Origin of the sequence: Alkalinema pantanalense CENA528, assembly GCF_050753345.1 — a bacterium.
In the GTDB taxonomy this organism is placed as follows: domain Bacteria; phylum Cyanobacteriota; class Cyanobacteriia; order Leptolyngbyales; family Leptolyngbyaceae; genus Alkalinema; species Alkalinema pantanalense.
In genome coordinates this window covers 15,841-39,282 of the sequence record NZ_JBLZFX010000046.1, presented here as the reverse complement: position 1 = coordinate 39,282, position 23,442 = coordinate 15,841, and the positions used below count along the sequence as shown (strand labels likewise).

The window sequence follows — 23,442 nt, the reverse complement described above, 5'->3', positions numbered from 1 at the left end:
CTGGAATTGTCTGGTCTACCACCCAAATAATTCCCAAAGCAAAACCCCTCGCGCTTCCCTACCACAGTTAGCCCAAGGGGTACTTGTTCAACCTTGTCATCCCAATTTGCGTTGGGATATCTGTCCTTATGCAAAAGAATTGTATCAGGAGTTGCGGCTCTCGGCTAGAGTCGCGCGGTTTTCTGCATTCAAATTCTAAGAATTCAGCTTGGGATTCTGCAATTTCTCGCTTAGGCAGCGCTGTCGCATCCGACCATGAACAGGAGTGGATTGCTAGCGCTGTTGATCCAGCGATCGTGCGATTAAACGTGGAAACACTGACGGACACAGCCGTCGATCGCTATTCCCATGAAGTGAGTTACCCCATTGCAGAACGTTTGAACTGGAGTGTAAAACGCTTTGGGCAACAGGCTCGGACAAACTTGCGGGGCTGGTGGGTCAGTGGGATTGATCCGCTAAATGGCTGGCAAAAAATGCAGTGGGGACGCTTCAAACCCGATGCAGATACGCCCATCATCGATCGGGAAAAAGGTCAGCCCGCTAAATACCTCAGTCCTAGTCTAGGAAAAGGTTCCAGCCGTTTAACATTATTGGAAGTTCCGTTTAAGGTTTGGCAAAAAGTTGCAGATCGATCGGGCATTGCCATTGCGAAGGCCGATCTGAAGCTCGGGTTTTGGCATTGGGTTTGGCAAAAGAATGTTCCCGTCGTTTTAACGGAAGGTGAGAAAAAAGCGGGATGCTTGCTGACGGCGGGTTACGCCGCGATCGCGCTGCCTGGAATTTTTGGGGGCTATCGGCGGGAAGGCAATCAATTGATTCCTGAATTAGAGTTTTTTACCCAATCAGGGTTGCCATCTTCTTCTGACAAGTCAGGGCGGGATTTTTACATTTGCTTCGACTTTGAAACTCGGCCCAAGGTTGTGCAAGCGATCTCGATCGCGATTTCCAAATTAGGCACGTTGCTGAATCGGGCAGCTTGTACCGTGAAGGTGATTACCCTACCGGGACCGCAAAAAGGTGTTGATGATTACGTGGCGGAGTGTGGTGTTGAGGAGTTTGCAGCGCTATGTAGCAATGCAGAAACATTAGATTACTGGCAAGCAGGACGGTTGTGGTCATTAACCCATCCACCTGCGGTACAACTCAGTCAACCCTATTTAGGAGAAATTAATTACCCAACAACGGGTTTAGTTTGTTTGAAAAGTCCCAAGGGAACGGGCAAAACAACTTCGCTTCAGCGTTTGGTGCGGGGTGCGATCGCCGATGATCGTAAAGTCCTCGTGATTACCCACCGCATTCAACTCGGTCGATCGATTTGCCAGAGCCTCGGCATTGACTGGATTACTAACTTAACCAATGGCACGGCTGACGGAACTGAATTTCACGGCTATGGCCTTTGCATTGACTCTCTCCATCCCCTCTCCCAAGCGCATTTCGATCCGCAGGCTTGGGAAGGGTCGATCGTCATTCTGGATGAAGTGGAACAAGTGCTGTGGCATGCGCTGAACAGTACGACTTGCTACAGCCATCGGGTCAAAATTTTGGCAACGCTGAAGGAATTGGTTCAAGTTGTCTTGTCTAGTGGTGGGTTGATTGTGGCGCAGGATGCCGACCTGTCCGACATTAGCGTAGATTATCTGTTGAGTTTAACGGAAATGCCGATCGCGCCTTGGCTCGTCGTCAATGATTGGCAGTCTAAAAAGAAGCAGCATACCTATATATATGACACGAAAAATCCTGCGCCTTTGATTGCCAAAATGGAACAGGCGATCGAGCAAGGGTCGGTCTTTGTTTGCCTAGATTCCCAAAAGGCAAAAAGTCGTTGGAGTTCCCGTAACTTGGAAACTTACCTCCACCAACGCTTTCCTGAAAAACGAATTTTGCGGATTGATAGCGAAACGGTTGCCAGCTCCGATCATCCCGCCTACGCCATTGCCAATGATATCAACCGCAAGATTGCTCAGTACGACATTGTTTTAGCAACGCCGACGATCGGAACGGGCGTGTCGATCGATCTACAAAACCATTTCCAAGCCGTCTTTGGAATTTTCCAAGGGGTGATGTCCGATGCGGAGTCGCGGCAATCCCTGGCACGGGTGCGAGATCGGGTACCCCGTTATGTTTGGTCGGCAAAATATGGCTTAGGCAAAATTGGCAATGGCAGTTGTTTCTATCGCGACATTGCCCAATCCACAACTAAGGCGGTGAAATATAACGTGATGCTGCTGAAGGAAGTGGATTTTGATCTCGATCGTCAAACCGATCCGATCGCCCTCCGTACTTGGTCCAAAATGGCTGCACGGGTCAATTTCTCGCTGTGGAATTTTCGGGGAGAGCTGCAAAATGGCTTACGTCGGGAAGGACACAATATGGTCGTTGTGACCGATAACGCAGACAAAATTCTCGGGGCGACGGAAGAAGCCGTTGCCTATTACGAATTGGTCAGCGGCAAACTTCAGGTACCGGGATTTGAATTTTTGCCAGTGAATCACAATCTGGAACAGATCGATCGAATCGCACAACGAATCACTGAGATTCGTAACCACAATCAGCAAGCCGACGCTGAGGCAATTTCCGAGTCGCCGGAACTGAGCCGCCAGGAATATCAGGCCATGCGAGAAACGCGATCGCGGACGACGCAACAGCGCCATAGCCAGCGTAAACATGAACTAAAAAGCCGGTACCCCATTTCGATCACGCCGGAGCTAACACTCAAGGATGAACAGGGATGGCACGGTCAGTTACGGCTGCACTACTATCTCATTCACGATCCATTATTTGTGCGGTTGCGGGATCTGCAAGCCTGGGAAGATCATCTCAGTCGGGGCAATGGCAATGTTTCGTTACAGGATGTGAAGCTATTGACGGCACAGGTGGAAATTCTCAAAGCCTTGGGGGTTGTGAACTTGCTCGATCCCGATCGCAAAACCCGATCGACGGATCTGGATGTCCAGGAAATGCATGCCACCATTCTGGCCCATCGCCAAGATATTAAGTTACTGTTCGGGCTAAAGATTACCGATCGCATGGCTCCAATTACCATGATTCAAGCCTTGCTGAACAAGTTAGACGTGAAGTTGGTCTGCATTTCCCGCGATCGGGCACCGGATGGCCGGCGGGGTGGTCTACGGGTCTATCGCTACGTGCCACCCACGGACGATCGGGAAACAATTTTCGCCCAGTGGCAACAGCAGGATGAGGCATTATTGCAGGCAGTTACGAGTTCCGCTAAGCCAGCCTCGGCTAATTCTGCGGAGTGAATTATCGCCCTCGGAGTCATTGCCTGATTCAGGGCGATCGAAATTTGTGCTGATACCAACATTCAGCCAGCGAAAAACCAACAATGTCCTTCGAGCTAATGACAAGATGTATTTGGGACAACCCGATGGTGAGGGTGAACCCAATGCATCTTGTTTTTCTATTTGGCGTCTAGGGGTTCGTTCGATCGCGATCGGTGGGAAACTTCCGAGAGAGCGTCTAGGGCTGTAAACCCTGCAATTTCGGACACGGTATAGAGCGGACGCCCCTGCACCTGCTCATAAATCCGTCCAATGTACTCACCCAAAATGCCAATGCTAACGAGCTGCACTGCACCTAGGAAAAAAATTGCAACCAGAATCAAGGTAAAACCCGTTAAAGGCGAGTGGGGGACAAAAATTCGCCAATACAGCACCAACACAGCCATGCAGAGGGCCACAAATGCTGCCAGCAATCCCATGTAGGTCGAAAGGCGCAGGGGCACCTGGGAAAAGGAAACCAGACCATTAATCGCCAAGGCTAAGGACTTACGAAAAGTATATTTCACCTCGCCCGCAAAACGGGGATCGCGCTCAAAGGTCACGGCAGTTTGCTGAAACCCCACCCACGATCGCAGTCCTCGTAGATAGCGATTACGCTCTGGCATGGCATTCAAGATATCGACCACACTGCGATCGACCAGACAAAAATCGCCCGTATCCGTCGGAATGTCCACGTCGGTCAGTTGTTTTAGCAAACGGTAGAACACATAGGCCGTTGTGCGTTTAAACCAACCTTCGCGGTGGCGTTTGACCCGTTGGGCGTAGACGACGTGATAGCCCTCGCGCCAACGATCGATCATTTCAGGAATCAACTCCGGAGGATCTTGGAGATCGGCATCCAGGATCACCGCGACTTTGCCGCGCACAAAATTTAAGCCAGCGGTGACGGCAATCTGGTGGCCAAAATTGCGGGCCAGGTTAATATAACAGACCCGATCGTCCTGGTGATGCAGTTGCCGCAGAATTGACAAGCTGCGATCGCGACTGCCATCATTGACCAAAATCAATTCCGTTGGCCCATCCAATCGATCGATCAGCGATCGTAGGCGGCGGTAGAGTTCCGGCAGTGTTTCTTCCTCGTTGTAGATTGGAATCACCAGTGAATAGACGGGATTCATACTGCCCTCGCTACCGTATGTTCAAGTCAATGCGTTCTAGTTAATGCGTTCAAGCCAGCGTTTTCAGAACAATTCGTTCCAGTCAATTCGTTCTAGTCAATTCGTTCTAGTCAATTCGTTCTAGTCAATTCGTTCAAGCCAGCGTTTTCAGAACGATGCGTAGATGATCGATCATTTGATCAATCTGGGATTTCTCGACAATCAGCGGTGGTGAGAGGGCAATGATATCGCCGGTAACACGGATCAATAATCCGTTTTCAAAGCATTTCACTAAGGCTTGATAAGCACGGCTACCCGGTTGATTGGGCAAGGACGCCAATTCAATCCCTGCCATTAACCCCAAATTCCGAATGTCGATAATCCCAGGAATGCCCTTGAGGGAATGGATTGCTTCCTGCCAGTAGGGAGCGAGTGCCTTTGCTCGATCGAACAAGCCTTCCTGTTCGTAAATATCTAACGTGGCTTGGGCGGCGGCACAGGCAATGGGATGGCCGGAATAGGTATAGCCATGGAAGAGTTCGATAGCGGATTCTGGCCCCTGCATAAACGCATCATATATATATTGTCGAGCGAAGACTGCGCCCATGGGAATCGTCCCGTTGGTCAGCCCTTTTGCAGCGGTGATCAAATCCGGCATGACCCCAAAATAGTCCGCTGCGAACGCTGTGCCCAATCGTCCAAAGCCCGTAATCACTTCATCAAAAATTAACAGAATGCCATGGCGATCGCACAACGCTCGCAATCGCTCCAGATATCCCTTTGGTGGAATCAGAACGCCCGTTGATCCAGCAACGGGTTCCACAATGACCGCTGCAATTGTGGAGGAATCGTGCAGAGCAATCAGACGATCTAACTCATCGGCAAGGTGATCACCCCATTCCGGTTGTCCCTGGGTAAATGCGTTCTGCGACAAATTGTGCGTGTGGGGTAAATGATCGACACCGGGAATCAGATTGCTAGCGAAAATTTTGCGATTAGGGCCGATGCCCCCTACAGACATGCCCCCGAAGCCCACACCATGGTAGCCCCGTTCCCGTCCAATCAAACGGGTGCGGCTGGCCTCGCCACGGGCCCGGTGGTACGCGATCGCGATTTTTAAGGCTGTATCAACGGATTCTGCGCCCGAGTTTGTAAAAAAAACGGAGTTGAGATCCCCCGGTAAGAGTTTCGCCAAGCGATCGGCCAATTCAAAGGCGATCGGGTGCCCCATCTGAAACGTTGGTGCGTAATCGAGGGTTGCGGCCTGTTTCTGGATGGCTTGGGTAATGGGTTCTCGGCAGTGGCCGGCATTGACGCACCACAGCCCCGCAGTACCGTCTAAAATCTGTCTGCCGTCCACCGATTGGTAATACATGCCCTGGGCGGAGGCTAGGAGCCTCGGATGGGCCTTGAACTGGCGATTGGCCGTGAAGGGCATCCAAAATGCATCGAGGGATGGTAGAGTCATCGGCGGACAAATGGGAAGAGAATTGGACAGCTGTTCGATCGCAAGAAGGGCGATCGAACGCCAATCCCATCATCCTACGATCTCGGTTCCTCCGGTCGCTAAAAATCGGATCGCTGCCCAGCAATCCGATTTGAAACGGACAAATTTTACGCCCTGCAATGCTGTAGCTGATTTCCATAAAAAAGCGGACGATAGGCTATGGAAAACGCTACCGTCCTGCTGCAATAAAAATCAAAAGTAGGCTTAGCCTGCTGATTTACGACGACCCCGTGTTCCCGGTGCCTTGGTGGCTTTAGTGGCCTTGGTCGCAGTACGAGTAGTTTTGGCAGCAGGTGCAGCTTTAGCGGCTGTGGAACCAGCTTTACGACCCCGCTTAGCAGGCGCAGGTGCAGGAGGTGCTTCTACGACTTCAGCTTTGGGTTTGCGTCCACCCCGTTTTTTCGGCCCTTCAGCCTTTTCCACTGCACCATTCACAGCAGCGGTGGCCATCTCTAGGGTTTTACCCGTCAGCTTGCCCAGGGTGCGACGACGGCGGCGGGTTTTGCCTCCATCGGTATTGCGCTTCACAGAGGAGAGGTAATACTTCAAAGTCGAAGCACTAATCTCAACGCCTCGCTCGGAAAGCATTTTGGAGATTTCCACGTAGGTGTAGCCACGATCGAGAGCCAGGGTGATCTGATCCTTCAGAGCGTCGATCGCTTCCCGCAATGACCAGATCTCTTTGGGTTTTTCTTCTAAGCCTTCCAGCAGAGAGGATGCTTGCTCGATCGCGTTTTTCGAAACGAGTGTAGATGTCGGCGATCTACGTTTTGTTGCAACCATTAGATTGTCCCTACGGTAAATAAACGTTGTGACTTTATTTATGTATACCCTGATATTTGCAAATTGACGAACTAATTTCTGAAATTTTTCTGAAATGTTTAGAAAAATTTGCCAAAGTGATGATCGGTTTCATTGGTGGATTGAGTTGTTGTACTCATTTTGGTTGATTTCTAATGGTGAATTTTGTCGAACCTTGCTCTTTCTAGTCAGAATGACTCCCTTGATCGCGCAGCTGCCACTTCCGACGATCTGTCTTGCTCGATCGTTGATGTTGATGGTCTTGCCATGGCGATGGGAGGGCAGATTGCCCCAATGGCTTCAGGCTATTTCTTCAACTCTCGCCTCAGCCAATCCTGAGTTGGTTGGTCTAACCGACTCTTCTGCTAACCTTGCTACTGACCACGCCATGGTCTAGCCAGTAATCACTAGCCAGTAATCATGCGTACAAGGGTCAAGAGGGCCGGAGCCAGGATTAATGCTGGTAGAAAGGAGCTAACGCGCAAACGGGCTAGATCCAATAAGTTGAATCCAATGCCGAGTACCATCAATCCCCCCACCCCAGAGATCATCTGGACATGCGGATTGATCGTAGGGTTCGGTAACGTTTGGGTGAGCAGTCCGGCAAACAGGGAAAGTCCACCTTGGTAGATCAAAATTGGGATGATTGAGAATCCCACCCCAATGCCGTAAATGCTGCTAAAGGCGATCGCGGCCAAGCCATCCATCACCGCTTTCACAGTCAGAAGATTGTTATTCCCTGACAAACCATTGTTCAAGCAACCCACAATGGTGATGGGGCCAATGCAAAATAACAAGCTGCTGATCACAAATCCTTCAGTAAACCGTCCAGTGCCTCGGCAGCGATCTTTCAGCCAATCGCCCAAATTTGTGAGTTGAGCTTCGATGTTGAGGCTTTCGCCAATGACACCACCCAAAACCATGGCAAGCAATCCAAGAATGATGCCATCGATCGGGCCAGCCTTGGCTTTTAACATGCTATTGGCCAGGGTAAGGCCCAGGAATAGGGTAAACAGGCCCAGTCCCTGGGTAATCACCTGCTGTATTGTCTGGGGGAGCCGCCCTCGGATGCTTAAACCTAATAATGTTCCCAAAAGAACCGTGATGATATTAATCCAGGTTCCACTGGTTTTATCCCAGACCGTCAACGTTGCGACCAACGAGGGGGCTGCAATGGAATAAATTGTCATCAACAGAGAAAACAAAGCGAGTATGAAATTAGAGATGCATTACTTTACCAGATGTAGCCTGCCGTGATGAACTGACTTATGATGCTTTTTGGACGATCGCGCCAATGGGCGATCCGTCAGCAGAGTAGCCAGCCCGTGCATCAATCAGTTATTGCGGTGGGATTTGTAGTTGCTGAATCCATTGTTGGATGTAATCGCTGACCTGTTGGTTGCCTTGGGGATTGAGGTGGATGTGATCGTGGTAGAGCGACTTGGCGCTGAGTTGTGCTTTGAACAGGGGTAAACAGTCAATAAAGGCGATCGTATGGTCTTGCAGAAATTGCGATAGGCGTTGGCGGGCATCGATCTCATAGTTTCGGGAACCCGTTTCGATTTCCCGCAGTAATGGGGTCAGTACGACCAAGAGTTGGGCTGAGTGTTGCCGGGTAATTTGGTAGATTTGTGCGATCGCCTGTAGGTTCCGTCCCACCCGATCGCCCCCTTCGGCATATACGGCCTGTAGCTCAGGAGAAATTTTTGGGGCGGGTAAAACATAGCGAGTGATTACTTCTTCTAATGCTAAGAATGGTGTTCGATCGGGATAATTGCGATCGTGGCCGACAACTAGATCCGTCGGAGCCGTGGCAAATAAATCATCAGTATTAATAATAAGGACAATAATTTGAGATCCAAAGGTTCCGAACTGTTTAAGATATGCGAATTCGCTCCTAGGTGACCACGAGTTGGCAGAGGCATTGAAGACTTCGATCGTGGCGAGATTGGTCTGACGGAATACAGAAATACGATCGCGGGAAGCTTGTAACTGGTCTTGCAACTGCGATTGTAACAGAGTGGAAATGGTTTGGGATTGATCCGTCCACCAGCCACCATTGGCAACGGAATCGCCAAGTAGCAGAATCCGGAAAGTCAGAGGCGATCGGCTTGCAGTGATTTCGCTGCTGCGCATGGAATATTGATTAATTGAAATAGTATTCCCAAACCGCTTCACAGATTGATTAGGTGCGAGCCGATAGCCCATTTCTGGATCGGCTATATAAATCAAAGGATGCCCAAATCCAAAGCGAAGTCGCAAAAGAACCTCGATTCCAATCAGAGCCAGGAGGATGACGATCGCACCCAGGAGCAGTTTCATTATGGTGAAGGGGCAAATGGCAAAATAATGGGTCGCTAGCATTGTACGGGGCAATGTTCTTTCTGAGAAGATTTTTGAAGATTGCCATTGTCATACAGTCTAGTGCCATGCAGTCTAGTGCCATGCAGTCTAGTGCCTCCGGTTTATGGAGATTGGCAATCGACGATCGTGGCAGGTGCGATCGTGCCATGCAGTGGTTTCCGATTAAACCCATCCGCTCCGCCCACAAAATTAGGCAGCAATTCCAGCCCGTCACTCTAGCAAACACAGCCAGCGGATGATTCCAACATTAGAAACGTTTACAAAAAATTGCAAAAATCGCTGAAGAAGTTGTGAATATTTAAGAAACTAATGAGTCTTAGCCATTAGGATAAAGGTAATCGCCCAAAAGCTGGGTCAAAGGCAATGGATGCATGAATTCATGCATTGTAGTAGTTGTATTGTAGTACTTGCAGTACAGTAACGATGTAATTCAGTTGAATGGGTGATCAGTTGAATTTCTAGGGATCAATTTCCAAGGAGTAGCCGACTATGAGACGATTCCGCAACCCATTATCTGACCTGAATCGAGGCATTATGCAGTTCGATGGCGCAGATAGTCCAGCAACGGTTACTCTCTCCTCCCTCATCATTCTAGGCAGCATTGTCCTACTGATTCTCTGGGCAATGAGAAATGCATATTTGTTGGGTTAAATAGGCTAGGTTCGTAGCGAAAAACCTAGTAATCGTGAAGGAGGCGTTGTCACCACGGGTGACAACGCCTCTTCCAATCATTTGATGAATTCTCCCCTATGAACCGATGGGATTACCCTTCGCCCCGCAGTTTTTCTAGCACGGTGCGATCTTCCAGGGTTGAAGTGTCGCCGGAAATTTCCTGCCCTGCGGCCAAGGACCGTAGCAGGCGACGCATAATTTTGCCCGATCGGGTTTTGGGTAGAGCATCAGCAAAGCGGATCTCACCTGGACGGGCGATCGCGCCAATTTCCTGGACGACATGTTGCTTCAGTTCTTTCATCAGGATATCGCTGGCGGTTTGCGTCCCTTCCAAGGTGACAAAGGCCACAATTTCCTCGCCCTTGAGGTCATCGGGTTTACCCACGACGGCAGCTTCCGCCACGGCAGGGTGGGACACCAAGGCCGACTCAATTTCCATGGTACCTAGCCGGTGACCTGCCACGTTAATCACATCATCCACCCGGCCCATCACCCAGAAATAGCCATCTTCGTCCCGCCGTGCCCCATCGCCTGCAAAGTACAGGTACTGGCCATCCTTGGGGGCAATGTGCTCCCAGTAGGTGCGGCGGAAGCGATCGGGGTCGCCATAGACCGTCCGCATCATTCCAGGCCAGGGGTGACGCACCGCCAAGTAGCCGCCTTCGTTGGGGCCAACGGAATTGCCGTCCAAATCCACCACATCGGCCAGAATGCCGGGGAAGGGCAGGGTGGCGGAACCGGGTTTGGTGGGAATGGCTCCAGGCAGGGGCGTAATCATGATGCCGCCTGTTTCCGTTTGCCACCAGGTATCGACGATCGGGCAACGACCGCCGCCAATCACTTGGTGATACCACATCCACGCTTCAGGGTTAATTGGTTCGCCCACGGTTCCCAGTAACCGCAGGGAGGAGAGGTCACGGGATTGGGGATGCTGATCACCCATTTTAATGAAGGCCCGGATCGCTGTCGGTGCGGTGTAGAAAATGCTGACCTTGTGCTTTTGGATGACATCCCAGAAGGCTCCCGGATTGGAGGGACGGGGCGCGCCTTCATACATCAGCGTCGTTGCACCATTGGACAGCGGCCCATAGACGACATAGCTGTGACCCGTAATCCAACCCACGTCGGCGGTGCACCAGTAGACATCGTTTTCTTGCAGATCAAAAATCCACTTGCAGGTCATGTGGGCGTAGAGGTTATAGCCAGCGGTGGTGTGCACCACGCCCTTGGGTTTGCCCGTGGAACCGGAGGTGTAGAGAATGAACAACATATCCTCGGAGTCCACGGGTTCTGCGGGACAGTCTGCGGAAATTCCCGCTTCCAAGTCATGCCACCAGAAATCCCGATCGGCCTGCATGGGAATGTCTTGCCCCGTGCGTTTCGCAACCACGACGGATTGAACGACCGATTGGCCATCCTCTAGGGCTTTATCCACGGCGTCCTTGAGGGGAACGATCGCATCTTTGCGCCAACCGCCGTCGGCAGTCACCACTACTTTTGCCGCCGCATCGATCAGACGATCGCGCAATGCTTCGGCACTAAATCCACCAAACACCACCGAGTGAGATGCACCAATGCGAGCACAGGCTAGCATGGCGATCGCCGCTTCCGGAATCATTGGCATGTAAATTCCGACCCGATCGCCTTTCTGCACACCGAGTTTTTTCAGAACATTAGCAAATTTACAAACTTCCCGATGTAACTCTTCATAGGTCAGGACTTTAGAATCCCCCGGTTCCCCTTCCCAAATGATGGCGGGCTTGGTGCGTCGTTCCGTTGATAAATGGCGATCGAGACAATTATAGGAGAGGTTCGTTTTGCCATTTACAAACCATTGGGCAAAGGGAGGATTACTCCAATCGAGAACCGTATCCCAGGGTTGAAACCAGTGCAATTCCTGCTGGGCCAAATTGCTCCAAAACGCGAGCGGGTCAGCCTTTGCAGTTTCATAAAGCTGGTGGTATTCTTCTAAACTTTTGATGGCCGCTTGGCTAGAAAACTCCGCACTGGGGGAAAATAATCGGTTTTCTTGAAGAATGGATTCGATCGTCGGTTGAGACATGACTTTGCGCCTGTTCTTACTAAATCAATATGTATGTCAGTGTAGGGGGTGTTCAGTAATGTGCTTAGGATTTGGCTCTCGTCATTGTCTCAATATTTTGTCCATCTTGCTACCATTTTTCGTCTTCGTTGCCCTACCCTGGATTGATTTTTCTACCATGGATTACCAATTAAGGTAAAGGCGGCCCAATAATAAGGATGGGAAAACTCCGTGATACCTTGTTCCAGTAATGGTTTTGGTAAAGGAATTCGATTGTAGGAGGTGATCAGATATCCGTTTTCAATGCGTACTTTGCCCGATTGCAAGGCCGTTTGAGTGGCTTGCAGCGCCGCCGATCGTGTAAAGGTCCGATTCAGGTGCCCATAGAATTCACTCATAAAAGCGAGGGTGCCCAAATCGGAAACGGGCCATAAACTGCCAAGGCTCGATCTTACGCCTGCCGCTGCTGCCAGCCCAGAAAAACCGAGTTCGGAGTCCTGATCGCCCACGGCTGTACTACAAGCACTCAACACTAATAGATCGATCTGCGGATGGTCAAGGTTTAAGCTGCGTAACTGATCCAACGTGAGCTTGCGATCCCAAAATTGAATGTAAGAGCGTTGAGGGGGGCCGGGATTAAATGCTGCGTGGGTGGCCAAGTGTATAATATTGGCTGGAAAGGTCGATCGGGCTTTGACCAGATTTTTGACCGTAAAGGCTTCATTCAGCAGCATTTTTCCCGAGCCGAGTTCTTGACTGACCAACTTCACTTCAACCGCTGCTGCTGGCAACGGGACATGGCGCTGAAACGTTTCTGCACCGGATGCCAGGACCGATCGTCGATCAGTGACGATCGTGCGATCCATCAAACCAAAACTGGGAATGAGAGAGAGTTGGTAATCCTGAGTGGCATAGGTTTTGCCATTATGGAGGAGTGCTAAAGGGAGTAATCGCAGATCTGCATCTAGGCTGTAAATGAGTTGGTTGATTTGCTGCTGCTGGAGTTCAGGGACCAATGGCTGGAGCAACCATTGATAAAATTCCTGACCAAAGATGGGGAGTGTTTGGGAATCTTCAAGATCCGTTAAAAATAAATTCAAAGCCTGCAAGCGATCGCGCACCTGTTGGCGGGTGAAGGGGGTATCTTTGCGAATCAGATTACCGTGGGCCGTGACTAGTAGCAGTTCTAAGCGATCGCTGGGATTGGCTAGCGGGAGTGGGTTTTCCTGAGACCTCGTGAGGTGTGCAGTGGATTGTGCGATCGAGGTCGTGGTTGCTTGGGGAATAAATCGACCATAAATAATGGCAGGACGATTATTCTTTTGAGTCTGCACCTGTTGCAGCATGGTTTGAATGTCGTTAAGACTGATCGCTTGGGTTTGAGATAGGTTGAGGAATTGGTGATAGTTTTGGGTAAATGAGTGATCGAGGCGTTCCACCTCCAGAGGAAAGATGAGTCCAGAAGATGGATTCCGTTGGGTCACAATTTCGATCGATTGCGGTTTTGGATACAACAATTCCGGTGGCTGGATTCCAGGCTGAGCAGGTTTTTCAGGAGTCGCGGGAGGAGCAGTGGGCAAGGGAGAAGTTGGGGACGGGATGCCAGGATTGGGTGAGGGTGTAACAACGGGGATGACTGGGGAGAGGCTTTCCACTTCTACCGCCCCAATATCACTTTTGCTGCCACTGGGGCGGGCAATGCCCCGTTGATCGATCGTGGCGGTGGTATTGCCTGCGTCGATCGCGGGACTGCCCGTTAGGGGAATATGGGTTGCCGTTGGCCCACCGTAATTTCCCAAGGGAGATAGGCTGGGATTTGTACCATCGGGTAAATCAGAATCAATATAACCCACACTCGTCCCACGATTTTGAATCAAATTATTGCCTTGGCTAGTAATTCCTCCTTGGATATCTGGATTTACTGAAGCCTGATTGCCCGCAATGATCGTATTTTTCAGCGTTAAGTTACCGCCAAAAATATTGGAAATGCCCCCTCCGCCATTGGCTGCTTGGTTGTTCGCGATCGTGACGCTATCCAAAGTTGCCTGTTGACTGGCTCCTAGGGAAATTCCGCCTCCTGTCCCGTTAACAGTATTGCCTGATAGGGTGACATTGACCAATTGCGCTGCGGTAATGCCGGGGTCGCTGTTTAAATCGAAGGCTCCTCCATTGGCTGTTGCAAAGTTGTTACTGAAGGTGCTATTAGTCACATTGAGGGTGGCTGAGAAAACCAGCCTGACACCGCCCCCAACGCCCCCTGCTTGGTTATTCGCGATCGTACTATTGCTGATATTCAGCGTCCCCGCACTCGTGAAAATTCCACCGCCGCCGTTATTCGCTTGATTACTGCTAATCAGGCTTTGGTCGATGGTTAGACTGCCTGTATTAGCAATGCCACCCCCAGCACCATCTGAGATATTATTCGTTACCGCAACTTTGGAAAGCTTCAGTGTTCCAGCATTAAAGATTCCGGCACCATCTACACCATTGAAAGACTGGCCATCTTGAATCGTTAAGTTGGAGAGGGTCGCAATCACTCCGGCACTATTTGTTGGATCATTACCAGCAACCTTAAAAACTTGGGTGGCTTGGTTGCCGCTAATGATGGTACTGCCGATTCCGGCTCCGTTGATATTCACCGATCGATCAACTGCGATCGGGACATCGGTTCGATAGGTTCCTGCGCCGAGTTCAATATTGCGAGAACCGTTCACTGTCCCGATCGATTGAATCGCCGTCTGAATTGATTGGGCCGAGGGATTGGGTTGGGGATTGATTTGATTCAGCTTAAACGTGAGTCCCCCGGTGCTGCTGAGATTAATGGTTGCGCCGTTGGGATTGAGAAAATTACGGCCAATCAGCGTCAGGGAAGCGTTGCCGCCGCCCAGTTGATTAATGCCGTTGGTTAAGGTGATATCGCCGTTGCCCCCCGTACCGCTGGCCGTGGTGATCGTGACGTTGGTGCCGTTGTTGAGCGCAGTTTCGATCGTGGCTGGAGCAATTTGGCTGGCGGTTCCCGTTGTGGGTGGGTCGAAGATGCCATTACTAATGGTGCCGAGACTACCCCCTCCATTAACATCATTAATAATATTGATATCCGTCGGGTCAAGTAACCACGTTCCCATTTGACCTTGGAGTGCACTGGCATCCACTTGGGCCTGGGTGATGTCTAAAAATTGTTTGCCGGAGGTTTCTATCAGTCCGCCATTGCCGCTCAATTGGCCACCCCGAGCCGTTGCTGTCCCTGAAAATTTTGTGTTGCCATTGGCCCAGACGATGATTTTTCCACCGTTGCCGTTACTGATTGCATTAGCATTAATCGTAGATGCGCGATCGGCAAAGGTTGACGTTGCAGTGGGTGTAGTACCTTGGCCCTGGTAGTCACCGCCGATCAAAACCGTGCCGCCCCCCGTGGCTCCCGTGGCTTGGACTTGGGCATTAATTAAACCGACTCGATCGCCCAAAATTTGAATGCGGGAGTCTTGGGCTTGGGAGCCGCTGGTGGAAACTTGCCCGGACACGATCGTGGTACCGGATTGCACAGGCACCAAGCGGGTATTGCTGGTAGAATTCTGGGTTAACTTGAGCAGCCCATTTTCAACCGTCAAGCCAGTGGCAGCGGCAACCTCTCCACCCGTGAGTAGTTCCGGTAAAGATTTTGCAGCGATCGTGGAATTGTTTAAATGGGTGCGATCGCTGAGGGGAATTTCTAGCCCGAGTAAACTCCCGTCTGGTTGAATGCGCAGGGTTTGATTTCCGAGCGTTGACGCGATCGTAATTTTGCCATTGGGAGCCGTCAGTGTCCCAATATTCACCACCGTTCCCCCCAGTAATGCCAAAGATTGCCCCGCATTAACCGTGAGATTGCCCGTATTGATAATGGAACCCGGCTGGAGGGAACTAAATTGGAAATCGATCGGTTGTCCCAAAAGCGTGGCGTAGTCATTGGAACCGATCGCGTTGAACCCTTGACCATTGCTGAAACCGATGAGATCGGCGGTCGTTGCTGTGAACGATCCTGGGACGTTTAATGTAGCGTTTTGCCCGAAGATAATTCCAGCGGGATTGATCAGAAAAAGATTCGCGTTACTTCCGGTGACTTGCAGTTTGCCGTTAATCAGTGAAGCCTCCTCCCCAACAATTCGACCCAGAATATTCTGTACCGTGGGTTGCGTCAGGAAATTCGCGGTCTGACCAGCACCTACGTTAAATTGCTGAAAACTATGGAAGAGATTCCCCGCATTCTGGGTTCCTCCGGAAATGTCGATCGTTGTTCCGGTTTGAGTCACTTGGGTTCCAGTGCCATCGATCGCGGGGGTAAGGGACTGTGCTCCGCTAATGGCGGGAAACAGCAGTCCAGCCCCTAGGCATCCAGATAAAACACCAGTGACCCTCAGACAACGGCGGCGAAATCGGTAACGGAAATCCATAGCGGTTTAATTAGCCCAGACAACAGAGGAACTAAAGATAAGGTTGACTAGCCTTCAAGGTGGAATATCCTTAAAGCCAAATCTGCTAGTCGTATACCGTAACCTAATTCTCCCGAAGGGGAATAGCAACCGGATTCCTGCTGATAAGTTGTCGATTCTCAGTCAGATGGCTGAGTTTTTTAGATTTAAGATGAAAAATTTTGTTCCCAAAGACTATGTTTATCCACCTATTCCGATCGAACTTGCAAGACCGCTTTGCCGACAAAGGCGCGATCGGTCAACTGTTGCGCCACTTCACCGACCTTTTCCCAGGACGTTTCTAAATCAATATGCGGTTTGAGGAGACCCGTTTCGACCAATTTAACTAAGCGCTCCAAACCCAACGCTGCCGGATATTTCAGCACTTCATGGAACAGAATAAAGCCGTAGAGTTGCAGGCCGCCTTTGCCATAGAAGTTGCCGACGTTAATCAACGCTTCCCGGCCAGCGGTCGATCCAAAGGTGACGACCATGCCATCCTTACCCAGCAGTTCTAACACAGTGGGCAATACCCGATCGCCGACGGAATCCAGCACCAAATCGTAGGGGCCATACTGGGCGGCATCGGCGGGCGTTTCGCCCTCCACCACTTCATGGGCTCCTGTGGTTTTGACAAAGGAAACCTGCTGCGATCGCCGCACATGGGCTACCACGTAGGCTCCGGCGGCTCTAGCCAGTTGGCAAGCGGTATGGCCCACCCCACCGGATGCCCCTGTGATTAGAACCTTTTTGCCTAGGAGCAGGCCGCCTTTTTCCAACGTCATCAGGGCCGTTAAGCCTGCAACGGGTAAGGTGGCCGCTACGTTAAAGGGAATTGTTGCGGGGAGGGCTGCTAGGGAATGGGTCGGCACCGCCACCTGCTCTCCCCAGGCTCCAGCGGGCAGAAATCCCACGACGCGCGTTCCAGCGGGAAAGCCCGACCCATCCGCCGCCGCCTGTTCCACCACGCCAGCTAAGTCCCAGCCAATCCGCCACCCAGTATCCGCCGTTTGGGCCCGCCGAATTTCGCCCCGATTCATGGAAAAGGCGTGAACCGTGACGATCGCCTCATTGGGTAAGGGCACAGGTCGATCGACGCTTTGGATGGCTAACCGACCAACGGTATTGGGATCAACAACAACTGCCCGCATGGAATTACCCTGAAAATTGACAAGCGTATTCTAAGTCTACGTTCTAAGTTTACGTTCAATGACGGTTTAGCGTCATGACTGGTTTAGTGCAATCACTGGTTTAGTGCAATCATCCTTTAACGAATTCCCAATTGCTGGGCGATCGCGTCGGGATTGCGAAAGCCAACGGCAACGGCGGTGCCATCTTGCACAAATAACGGTCGCTTCAGCAGCATGGCATCCTGGGCAAAGGCCGTAATCCATTCCCCATCGTCCCAACTGTCTTTGGTGGTGCCCAGCGATCGGTAGGATTGGCCGGAGGTATTGCGCAGGGGTTTGTTGCCTAAGGTTTGCACCCAAGCGGTAATCTCTGACTGGCTGGGGGGATGGTCTTTGGTGTTGATGAATTCGTAGGGAATCTGGTTCCCATCTAGCCATGCCAGGGCTTTTTTGCAGGTGCCGCAGTTGGGAATACCGTAGACTTGGAGCGTCATAACAAGGAACAGAGGGGTTCACGAAACAATTGCACCGTCTATCTTACAGGCTGATGGCTCGTCCGCAAAACCCTCGCGCTATACTAAATCAATTTGTGATCGCAACCCGTAATGATCCCCCTAAATCCCCCTTAAAAAGGGAGATTTTGAGATAATTTGGCCGAATTCCCCCTTTTTAAGGGGGTAGGGGGGATCGAATCTGTAGCATAGATGAATGAATTTGATACCACTGTCCTAACTTCATGGACTATGGCTATAGGCCACTACGCAAAAAAAAAAGGAGATATTGCTATCTCCTTGAGAAGAGTCTAAACCACACCTGATCTCAAACTTTCACGGCTCAAACCTGCGCTTCATCCTTCACCAGCTTTTCCCAGCCCAACCCTTTCAACGCTTCGTTACGGCGCAGGGGACGGGTGACGAGCTCCAGAATATCCCGCGCATTGCTGAAGCCATGGATTTGTGCAAAGGTAAACTCCACCGACCATTTGGTGTTGATGCCGCGCGCTTCCAAGGGGTTCGCGTGGGCCATGCCTGTAATCACCAAATCCGGTTGCAAATCATAAATCCGCTGAATTTGATTGTAATTATCGGGTTTTTCGACAATCTTCGGCAGTGCCACCCCCATTTCCTGGCAGGTTTTCTCTAGCAATGCCAATTCCGCTTGTTGGTAGCGCTTATCCATGTAGGGAATGCCGATTTCAGGGCAAGTCATGCCACAGCGAATCAGGAATCGCGCAAGGGAGACTTCCAGCAAGTTATCGCCCATGAAGAAGACCGATTTTCCACGGATTAATTCCAGGTAATCCTCCAAGTTTTCCCAAATCTTGGCTTCCCGTTCCTCCAGCCCCTTGGGTTCCACACCCAGAACCGAACAGATTTTTTCAATCCAAGCGCGGGTGCCATCGGGGCCGATCGGGAAGGGTGCGCCAATCAGTTTGGTTTTCCGGCGGCGCATTAATGTGGTGGCCGTGCGAGAGAGGAAAGGATTCACACCCGCCACGTAGTAGCCTTCATCCACCACGGGCAGTTCCGTATAGCGTTTGGACGGGAGCCAACCGGAGACTTTGATGCCTTGCTTTTTCAGTTCCAAGGTCAACTGCGTCACCACCGGGTCGGGCAGGGAGCCAAACAGTACAAGGGGAGTATGGTTGACGTATTCCGTTTCTTCCGCTGCTTTGGCCTCGTCTTTCTTTTGGCCGAAGGTCAGCAATTTTTGGATGGCGTTCCGCTCCGTTTTTTCCGCTTCGGAACTGACTTGGGCTGAGGTGGGACAGCGCTGGGCCATGGCCGCGAGAACGGTATCTTCCCCTTGGGTGAAGGCGTAATCTAAGCCATTGGCGCGGGCAACGACGATCGGAATGCCAATTTCTGCTTCCAACTTCGGTGCAATCCCTTCCATGTCCATCTTGATGATTTCCGTGGTGCAGGTGCCAATCCAGACAATCACCGACGGATTGCGATCGCGCTTAATTTGTAAACACAGCCGTTTCAGTTCTTCGTAGTCATTCAGTTGGGCGGAAATATCCCCTTCTTCCAACTCCGCCATGGCATAGCGCGGTTCTGCGAAGATCATCACACCCATGGCATTTTGCAGAAAATAGCCACAGGTTTTAGTCCCAACGACTAGGAAGAAGCTATCTTCAATTTTTTGGTAGAGCCATGCCACGCAGCTAATGGGGCAAAAGGTGTGATAGTTACCTGTTTCGCAGTCAAATTGGAGTGCTTGGGGTTGTGGATCGGCCAATGTCATGGTTGCGCGTCCTTAAGCAGAGAGATGATTACAGTGAGAAATAGAGGACTGATAATTGGGTGATTGCTGTAGGTTTAGGGTTTAACGTGGTTTCTCATCACTTCGGGCATCGAGGGAATCTAGACCCTTTTCGGTTTGATTCGATCGGCCCTAGGTCGTTCGATCCCCCCTAGCCCCCCTTCAAAAGGGGGAACCGGAGTTTGATCTTCCCTAGCCCCCGCGCTACGCGCTGCTGACGCTAGAAAAAAGGGGGAACTGAACCATGGCCAATTTCTACAGTAGCCTTTGTAATACTTTCTTTCTTAGTCCCCCTTATTCAGGGGGATTTAGGGGGATCGAATCTGGGGAATGCCGGATCTGGCAACTAGACCATCATCAATTCCACTTCATCCTGTTTGGGGGGCGTTTGGGGATTCAGGTAGAAGTCTGATAGGAGGGCAAACAGATCGCGATCGGGGGCATCGTTGGGTACCACGCCTTCCGGTCTAGCCAAAATTTGGTCAGCGATGTTGAGGTAGTAATCGCAGACATAGTTCAGCGAAGGATCGGACTCCGCCAGTTCAAACATGGTTTTGCCTTTGACTCGGGATACCCGAATGTCTTCAATGAGCGGCAATACTTCCAAGATCGGCATCGGTACCGCTTCCACATATTTCTCAATCAAGTCCCGTTTGGAGGTGCGGTTGCCAATTAGACCAGCGAGGCGCAGCGTATGGGTACGGGCTTTTTCACGGACAGAAGCAGCAATGCGGTTCGCAGCGAACAGGGCATCAAATCCGTTATCGGTGACGATCATGCAATAGTCAGCGTAGTTCAACGGGGCTGCAAATCCTCCGCAGACCACGTCACCCAACACATCAAAGAGAATCACATCATATTCGTCGAAGGCGTTCAGTTCTTTCAGGAGTTTAACGGTTTCGCCTACAACATAGCCACCACAGCCCGCGCCTGCTGGGGGGCCGCCCGCTTCCACGCAATGCACGCCACCGTAGCCTTCGTGAATCACATCTTCCGGCCAAACATCTTCGTAGTGGAAATCTTTTTCTTGCAGGGTGTCAATGATGGTGGGAATCAGGAATCCCGTGAGGGTGAAGGTGCTGTCATGCTTGGGATCGCAGCCAATTTGCAGCACTTTTTTGCCACGTCGTGCGAGGGCGACGGAGATATTGCAACTGGTGGTTGATTTACCAATGCCACCTTTTCCGTATACAGCCAGTCTCATAGTTGAATCTCCTGAAGATCTAGGTCGCGATCGCACTCAAGTTTTTTCTGCTTTTCCCCTCAGTGTCCGTTGCGAGTTGGCGGTTGCGAGTTGGCGTATCCAGCGGTGGGGGGAGGGATGCAATGAGCGTTATCGATGACAAGCATTTGCCTATGACAAGCATTATTGTCCATGATTCAGGATCGGTAAACCATGGAAAGGCTCAAAAATGAAATGAATTGTGATTTTTAAGGTGGATTGATTTCAAATTAGGGTTATCTAAACTCTGAAGTCTATTTTCTATGAAAAAAATAGATTTATATAATCAAAAATAAAATATAAGAACAATAGACAAAAAAGTTGAGTCACTGGGAACTTTCTCCTGGGGAACGATGTGAAAGCTTTGTTAGATAAGGATTTAGGGAGATTGGGGTTAACGCGATCGATGCCATGGCTGCGTCCGCTGGGCCCAGATCCCCTCCCTGAGGCCCTATCCCTGGCCACGATGCCTAAAACGAGGGCTGAGGCTGGCTAGACAATCCGGGATCAACGGCTTTAAAGGCGCTTCCCTCTGGGTTTTCCGGGTTTACCCCTAGGCTTCCATAAAGAATTGCATCGATTTGTCTAGCATCTTGAAATAGGATCCCTAAACGGGTTAGAAAACTGATAGACACCCCGAAGGGCTCTGACTGGGGTGAGACCTCGAAACGAAATCATTTAAGAGAAACAAGGACGATCAACGGAGTTTGAACCAATGGGACAAGATCAAAAGCCAACGGTCGTGATTACAGGAACGACATCGGGTGTCGGTTTATATGCAGCGAAGTCGTTGATCGATCGAGGCTGGCATGTCATTTTGGCGAATCGTAGCTTGGGTAAGGCCGAAGCCACTGCCAACGAGTTAGGCTTTCCTCAAGAGAGCTATACGATCATGCAATTGGATTTGGCGTCTTTGACCAGTGTGCGCCAGTTTGTTGCTAATTTCCGGGCCTTGGGCCGATCGCTGGATGGGCTGATCTGCAATGCGGCTATTTATATGCCGTTGTTGAAGGAGCCGCTCTTTTCCCCGGAGAACTATGAGTTGACGATGGCGACCAATCATTTGGGCCATTTCCTCCTGTGCAACTTAATGCTGGAGGATATGAAGAAATCGACCTATTCCGATCGACGGATGGTGATTTTGGGTACGGTGACCCATAACCCCGATGAACTGGGTGGCAAGATTCCGCCCCGTCCTGATGTGGGTAACTTCGATGGCTTTGCGGCTGGGTTCAAAGCGCCGATTACCATGGCGAAGGGCGATAAGTTTGAACCTGTGCGGGCTTACAAAGAAAGTAAGGTGTGTAATGTGCTGACGATGCGGGAACTGCACCGCCGTTACCACAACTCGACGGGGATTACGTTCGTTTCGCTTTATCCCGGTTGTGTGGCGGATACGCCGCTGTTCCGCAACCACTATCCGCTGTTCCAAAAGCTGTTCCCCCTGTTCCAAAAGAACATCACGGGTGGTTATGTCAGCCAGGAGTTGGCGGGCGATCGGGTGGCGATGGTGCTGGCTGATCCGGAGTACAAGCAGTCCGGGGCTTATTGGAGCTGGGGCAACCGTCAACGCAAGGATGGTCAGTCGTTTGTGCAGCGGGTGTCTCCCCAGGCGCGGGATGATGAAAATGCGCGTCGCATGTGGGATTTGACGATGAATCTGGTGGGTCTGGGGGCTGTGGCTGCGGCTCGGTAAGCTAGATTTTTCAAGACTAATTTTCTAAGACTATTTTTCCAAGACTTAAACTGAGACTATTCTCCCTTGACCCGTTAGGCGACTATCGCTGCGACGATGTTGAGGGAGTTTTTGTAGCAGTCGATCGCATGCGTTGAGGGGAAGCGTTGGCTCAACTGTACGGGTGCTGAATGATACTTGATTGATTTTTTAAAATACGATTGACAGCGGCGGTGGTTTGTCAGTAGCCTTGTTTCTTAAGCGATTGCCATGGACATCCTTCTTTCGTGAGACGGTTTGTTATGAAGCATGGGGTCGCTAGGTTCCAAAAATTTAGGCCACTACTCGGGATTGCTGTCACAACCCCAAGTAGCTATTCCCCCTCGCTGAGAAGCCAGCAAGGCGGCTTGTTGAGAATTTTAACATTCGATCGAGCCACTCTTGTTTGTGATGTCAAACGGGGTGGCTCTAAATTTTTGGGCTTCTTAGGACTGCCCTCATCCCCAACCCTTCTCCCGCACGCAGGCGAAGGGAGCAAGATTGCAGCAGGGATGGGATTCACTACACCAAGGAGAAGCTCAATTATGGCGAAAGGTTCTAGCGATCGGAGCGATCGTTCGGTTCAACATGAGAAACAACGCTTACAGTTCCATTTAATCGGTCATCCAGAATTCATTCAGGATACGATTAATCAATTGCATGTCCATCGCATTGCAGACAGGATTCATTGGAGTCAGCCGATGAAGATCGTTCATTCTGATGGGCAATACATCAGCATATTGAGTCGCGAACGTCAGCGTTAACGGTGGAAGGATGATTCATTCCGCAGGTTGCTTGGAGGCGTGGGTGGCCTGTGGGTGTTGCTTTTAGCGTTGCGATGGGGTGGAACTCTGTACCTTGATGCAAGCTCAATTTCCATAG

The 23,442-nt window shown here is 50.8% G+C and carries 16 protein-coding genes; 5 read left to right on the top strand and 11 right to left on the bottom strand.

Features of this window, described 5'->3' with window-relative positions; translation table 11 throughout:
* Positions 1-128 precede the first annotated feature (128 nt).
* Entirely contained in the window at positions 129-3,260 is a 3,132-nt protein-coding gene (locus tag ACN4EG_RS15745) for a plasmid replication protein, CyRepA1 family (protein WP_431630799.1), read from the top strand.
* A 158-nt stretch (positions 3,261-3,418) separates the two neighbouring features.
* On the opposite strand, the gene ACN4EG_RS15740 is transcribed toward ACN4EG_RS15745, so the two are convergent.
* The 3 genes from ACN4EG_RS15740 to ACN4EG_RS15730 all read right to left on the bottom strand — a co-directional run bounded on the left by ACN4EG_RS15740 (position 3,419) and on the right by ACN4EG_RS15730 (position 6,686).
* Positions 3,419-4,417 carry a glycosyltransferase family 2 protein gene (locus ACN4EG_RS15740; RefSeq protein WP_431630798.1) on the bottom strand — a complete coding sequence of 333 codons (999 nt, stop codon included), beginning with the start codon at positions 4,415-4,417 and terminating at the stop codon, positions 3,419-3,421.
* A 133-nt stretch (positions 4,418-4,550) separates the two neighbouring features.
* Positions 4,551-5,864 (bottom strand): omega-aminotransferase AptA, encoded by a 1,314-nt coding sequence (aptA, locus tag ACN4EG_RS15735; protein ID WP_431630797.1) that lies wholly within the window; start codon positions 5,862-5,864, stop codon positions 4,551-4,553.
* Positions 5,865-6,107: 243 nt separating this feature from the next.
* Entirely contained in the window at positions 6,108-6,686 is a 579-nt protein-coding gene (locus tag ACN4EG_RS15730) for a hypothetical protein (protein WP_431630795.1), read from the bottom strand.
* Between the two features lie 183 nt (positions 6,687-6,869).
* Here ACN4EG_RS15730 and ACN4EG_RS15725 point away from each other — a divergent pair, with 183 nt between their 5' ends.
* Entirely contained in the window at positions 6,870-7,043 is a 174-nt protein-coding gene (locus ACN4EG_RS15725) for a hypothetical protein (protein WP_431630794.1), read from the top strand.
* 68 nt (positions 7,044-7,111) lie between these two features.
* Here the strand turns inward: ACN4EG_RS15725 and ACN4EG_RS15720 are convergent, their stop codons facing one another.
* Both ACN4EG_RS15720 and ACN4EG_RS15715 read right to left on the bottom strand, forming a co-directional pair.
* Positions 7,112-7,894, bottom strand: coding sequence for a DUF554 domain-containing protein (locus ACN4EG_RS15720; RefSeq protein WP_431630793.1), 783 nt, complete (start codon positions 7,892-7,894; stop codon positions 7,112-7,114).
* Between the two features lie 148 nt (positions 7,895-8,042).
* The gene (locus tag ACN4EG_RS15715) at positions 8,043-9,026 is read right to left on the bottom strand and encodes a GDSL-type esterase/lipase family protein (RefSeq protein ID WP_431630791.1); all 984 of its coding nucleotides are present in this window, start codon (positions 9,024-9,026) and stop codon (positions 8,043-8,045) included.
* 531 nt (positions 9,027-9,557) lie between these two features.
* Here ACN4EG_RS15715 and ACN4EG_RS15710 point away from each other — a divergent pair.
* Positions 9,558-9,719, top strand: a complete 162-nt coding sequence (locus ACN4EG_RS15710; RefSeq protein WP_431630790.1) for a hypothetical protein — start codon at positions 9,558-9,560, stop codon at positions 9,717-9,719.
* Between the two features lie 112 nt (positions 9,720-9,831).
* Here the strand turns inward: ACN4EG_RS15710 and acs are convergent, their stop codons facing one another.
* The 6 genes from acs to bchL form a co-directional block, all read right to left on the bottom strand.
* Entirely contained in the window at positions 9,832-11,802 is a 1,971-nt protein-coding gene (gene acs, locus ACN4EG_RS15705; protein WP_431630789.1) for an acetate--CoA ligase, read from the bottom strand.
* A gap of 152 nt (positions 11,803-11,954) precedes the next feature.
* Positions 11,955-16,211: a CHAT domain-containing protein gene (locus tag ACN4EG_RS15700; RefSeq protein WP_431630787.1), complete on the bottom strand. Its 4,257-nt coding sequence runs from the start codon at positions 16,209-16,211 to the stop codon at positions 11,955-11,957.
* Between the two features lie 227 nt (positions 16,212-16,438).
* The gene (locus ACN4EG_RS15695; protein ID WP_431630786.1) at positions 16,439-17,380 is read right to left on the bottom strand and encodes a zinc-binding dehydrogenase; all 942 of its coding nucleotides are present in this window, start codon (positions 17,378-17,380) and stop codon (positions 16,439-16,441) included.
* A 116-nt stretch (positions 17,381-17,496) separates the two neighbouring features.
* Positions 17,497-17,853, bottom strand: a complete 357-nt coding sequence (locus ACN4EG_RS15690; protein ID WP_431630785.1) for a Spx/MgsR family RNA polymerase-binding regulatory protein — start codon at positions 17,851-17,853, stop codon at positions 17,497-17,499.
* 340 nt (positions 17,854-18,193) lie between these two features.
* Positions 18,194-19,606 (bottom strand): ferredoxin:protochlorophyllide reductase (ATP-dependent) subunit N, encoded by a 1,413-nt coding sequence (locus ACN4EG_RS15685; protein WP_431630784.1) that lies wholly within the window; start codon positions 19,604-19,606, stop codon positions 18,194-18,196.
* 364 nt (positions 19,607-19,970) lie between these two features.
* Positions 19,971-20,828, bottom strand: coding sequence for a ferredoxin:protochlorophyllide reductase (ATP-dependent) iron-sulfur ATP-binding protein (gene bchL / locus ACN4EG_RS15680; RefSeq protein ID WP_431630783.1), 858 nt, complete (start codon positions 20,826-20,828; stop codon positions 19,971-19,973).
* Positions 20,829-21,561: 733 nt separating this feature from the next.
* Here bchL and ACN4EG_RS15675 point away from each other — a divergent pair.
* Together ACN4EG_RS15675 and ACN4EG_RS15670 are read left to right on the top strand one after the other, a co-directional pair.
* Positions 21,562-22,542 carry a protochlorophyllide reductase gene (locus tag ACN4EG_RS15675; protein ID WP_431630781.1) on the top strand — a complete coding sequence of 327 codons (981 nt, stop codon included), beginning with the start codon at positions 21,562-21,564 and terminating at the stop codon, positions 22,540-22,542.
* A gap of 563 nt (positions 22,543-23,105) precedes the next feature.
* Positions 23,106-23,324 (top strand): hypothetical protein, encoded by a 219-nt coding sequence (locus ACN4EG_RS15670; protein WP_431630779.1) that lies wholly within the window; start codon positions 23,106-23,108, stop codon positions 23,322-23,324.
* Positions 23,325-23,442: the final 118 nt, after the last annotated feature.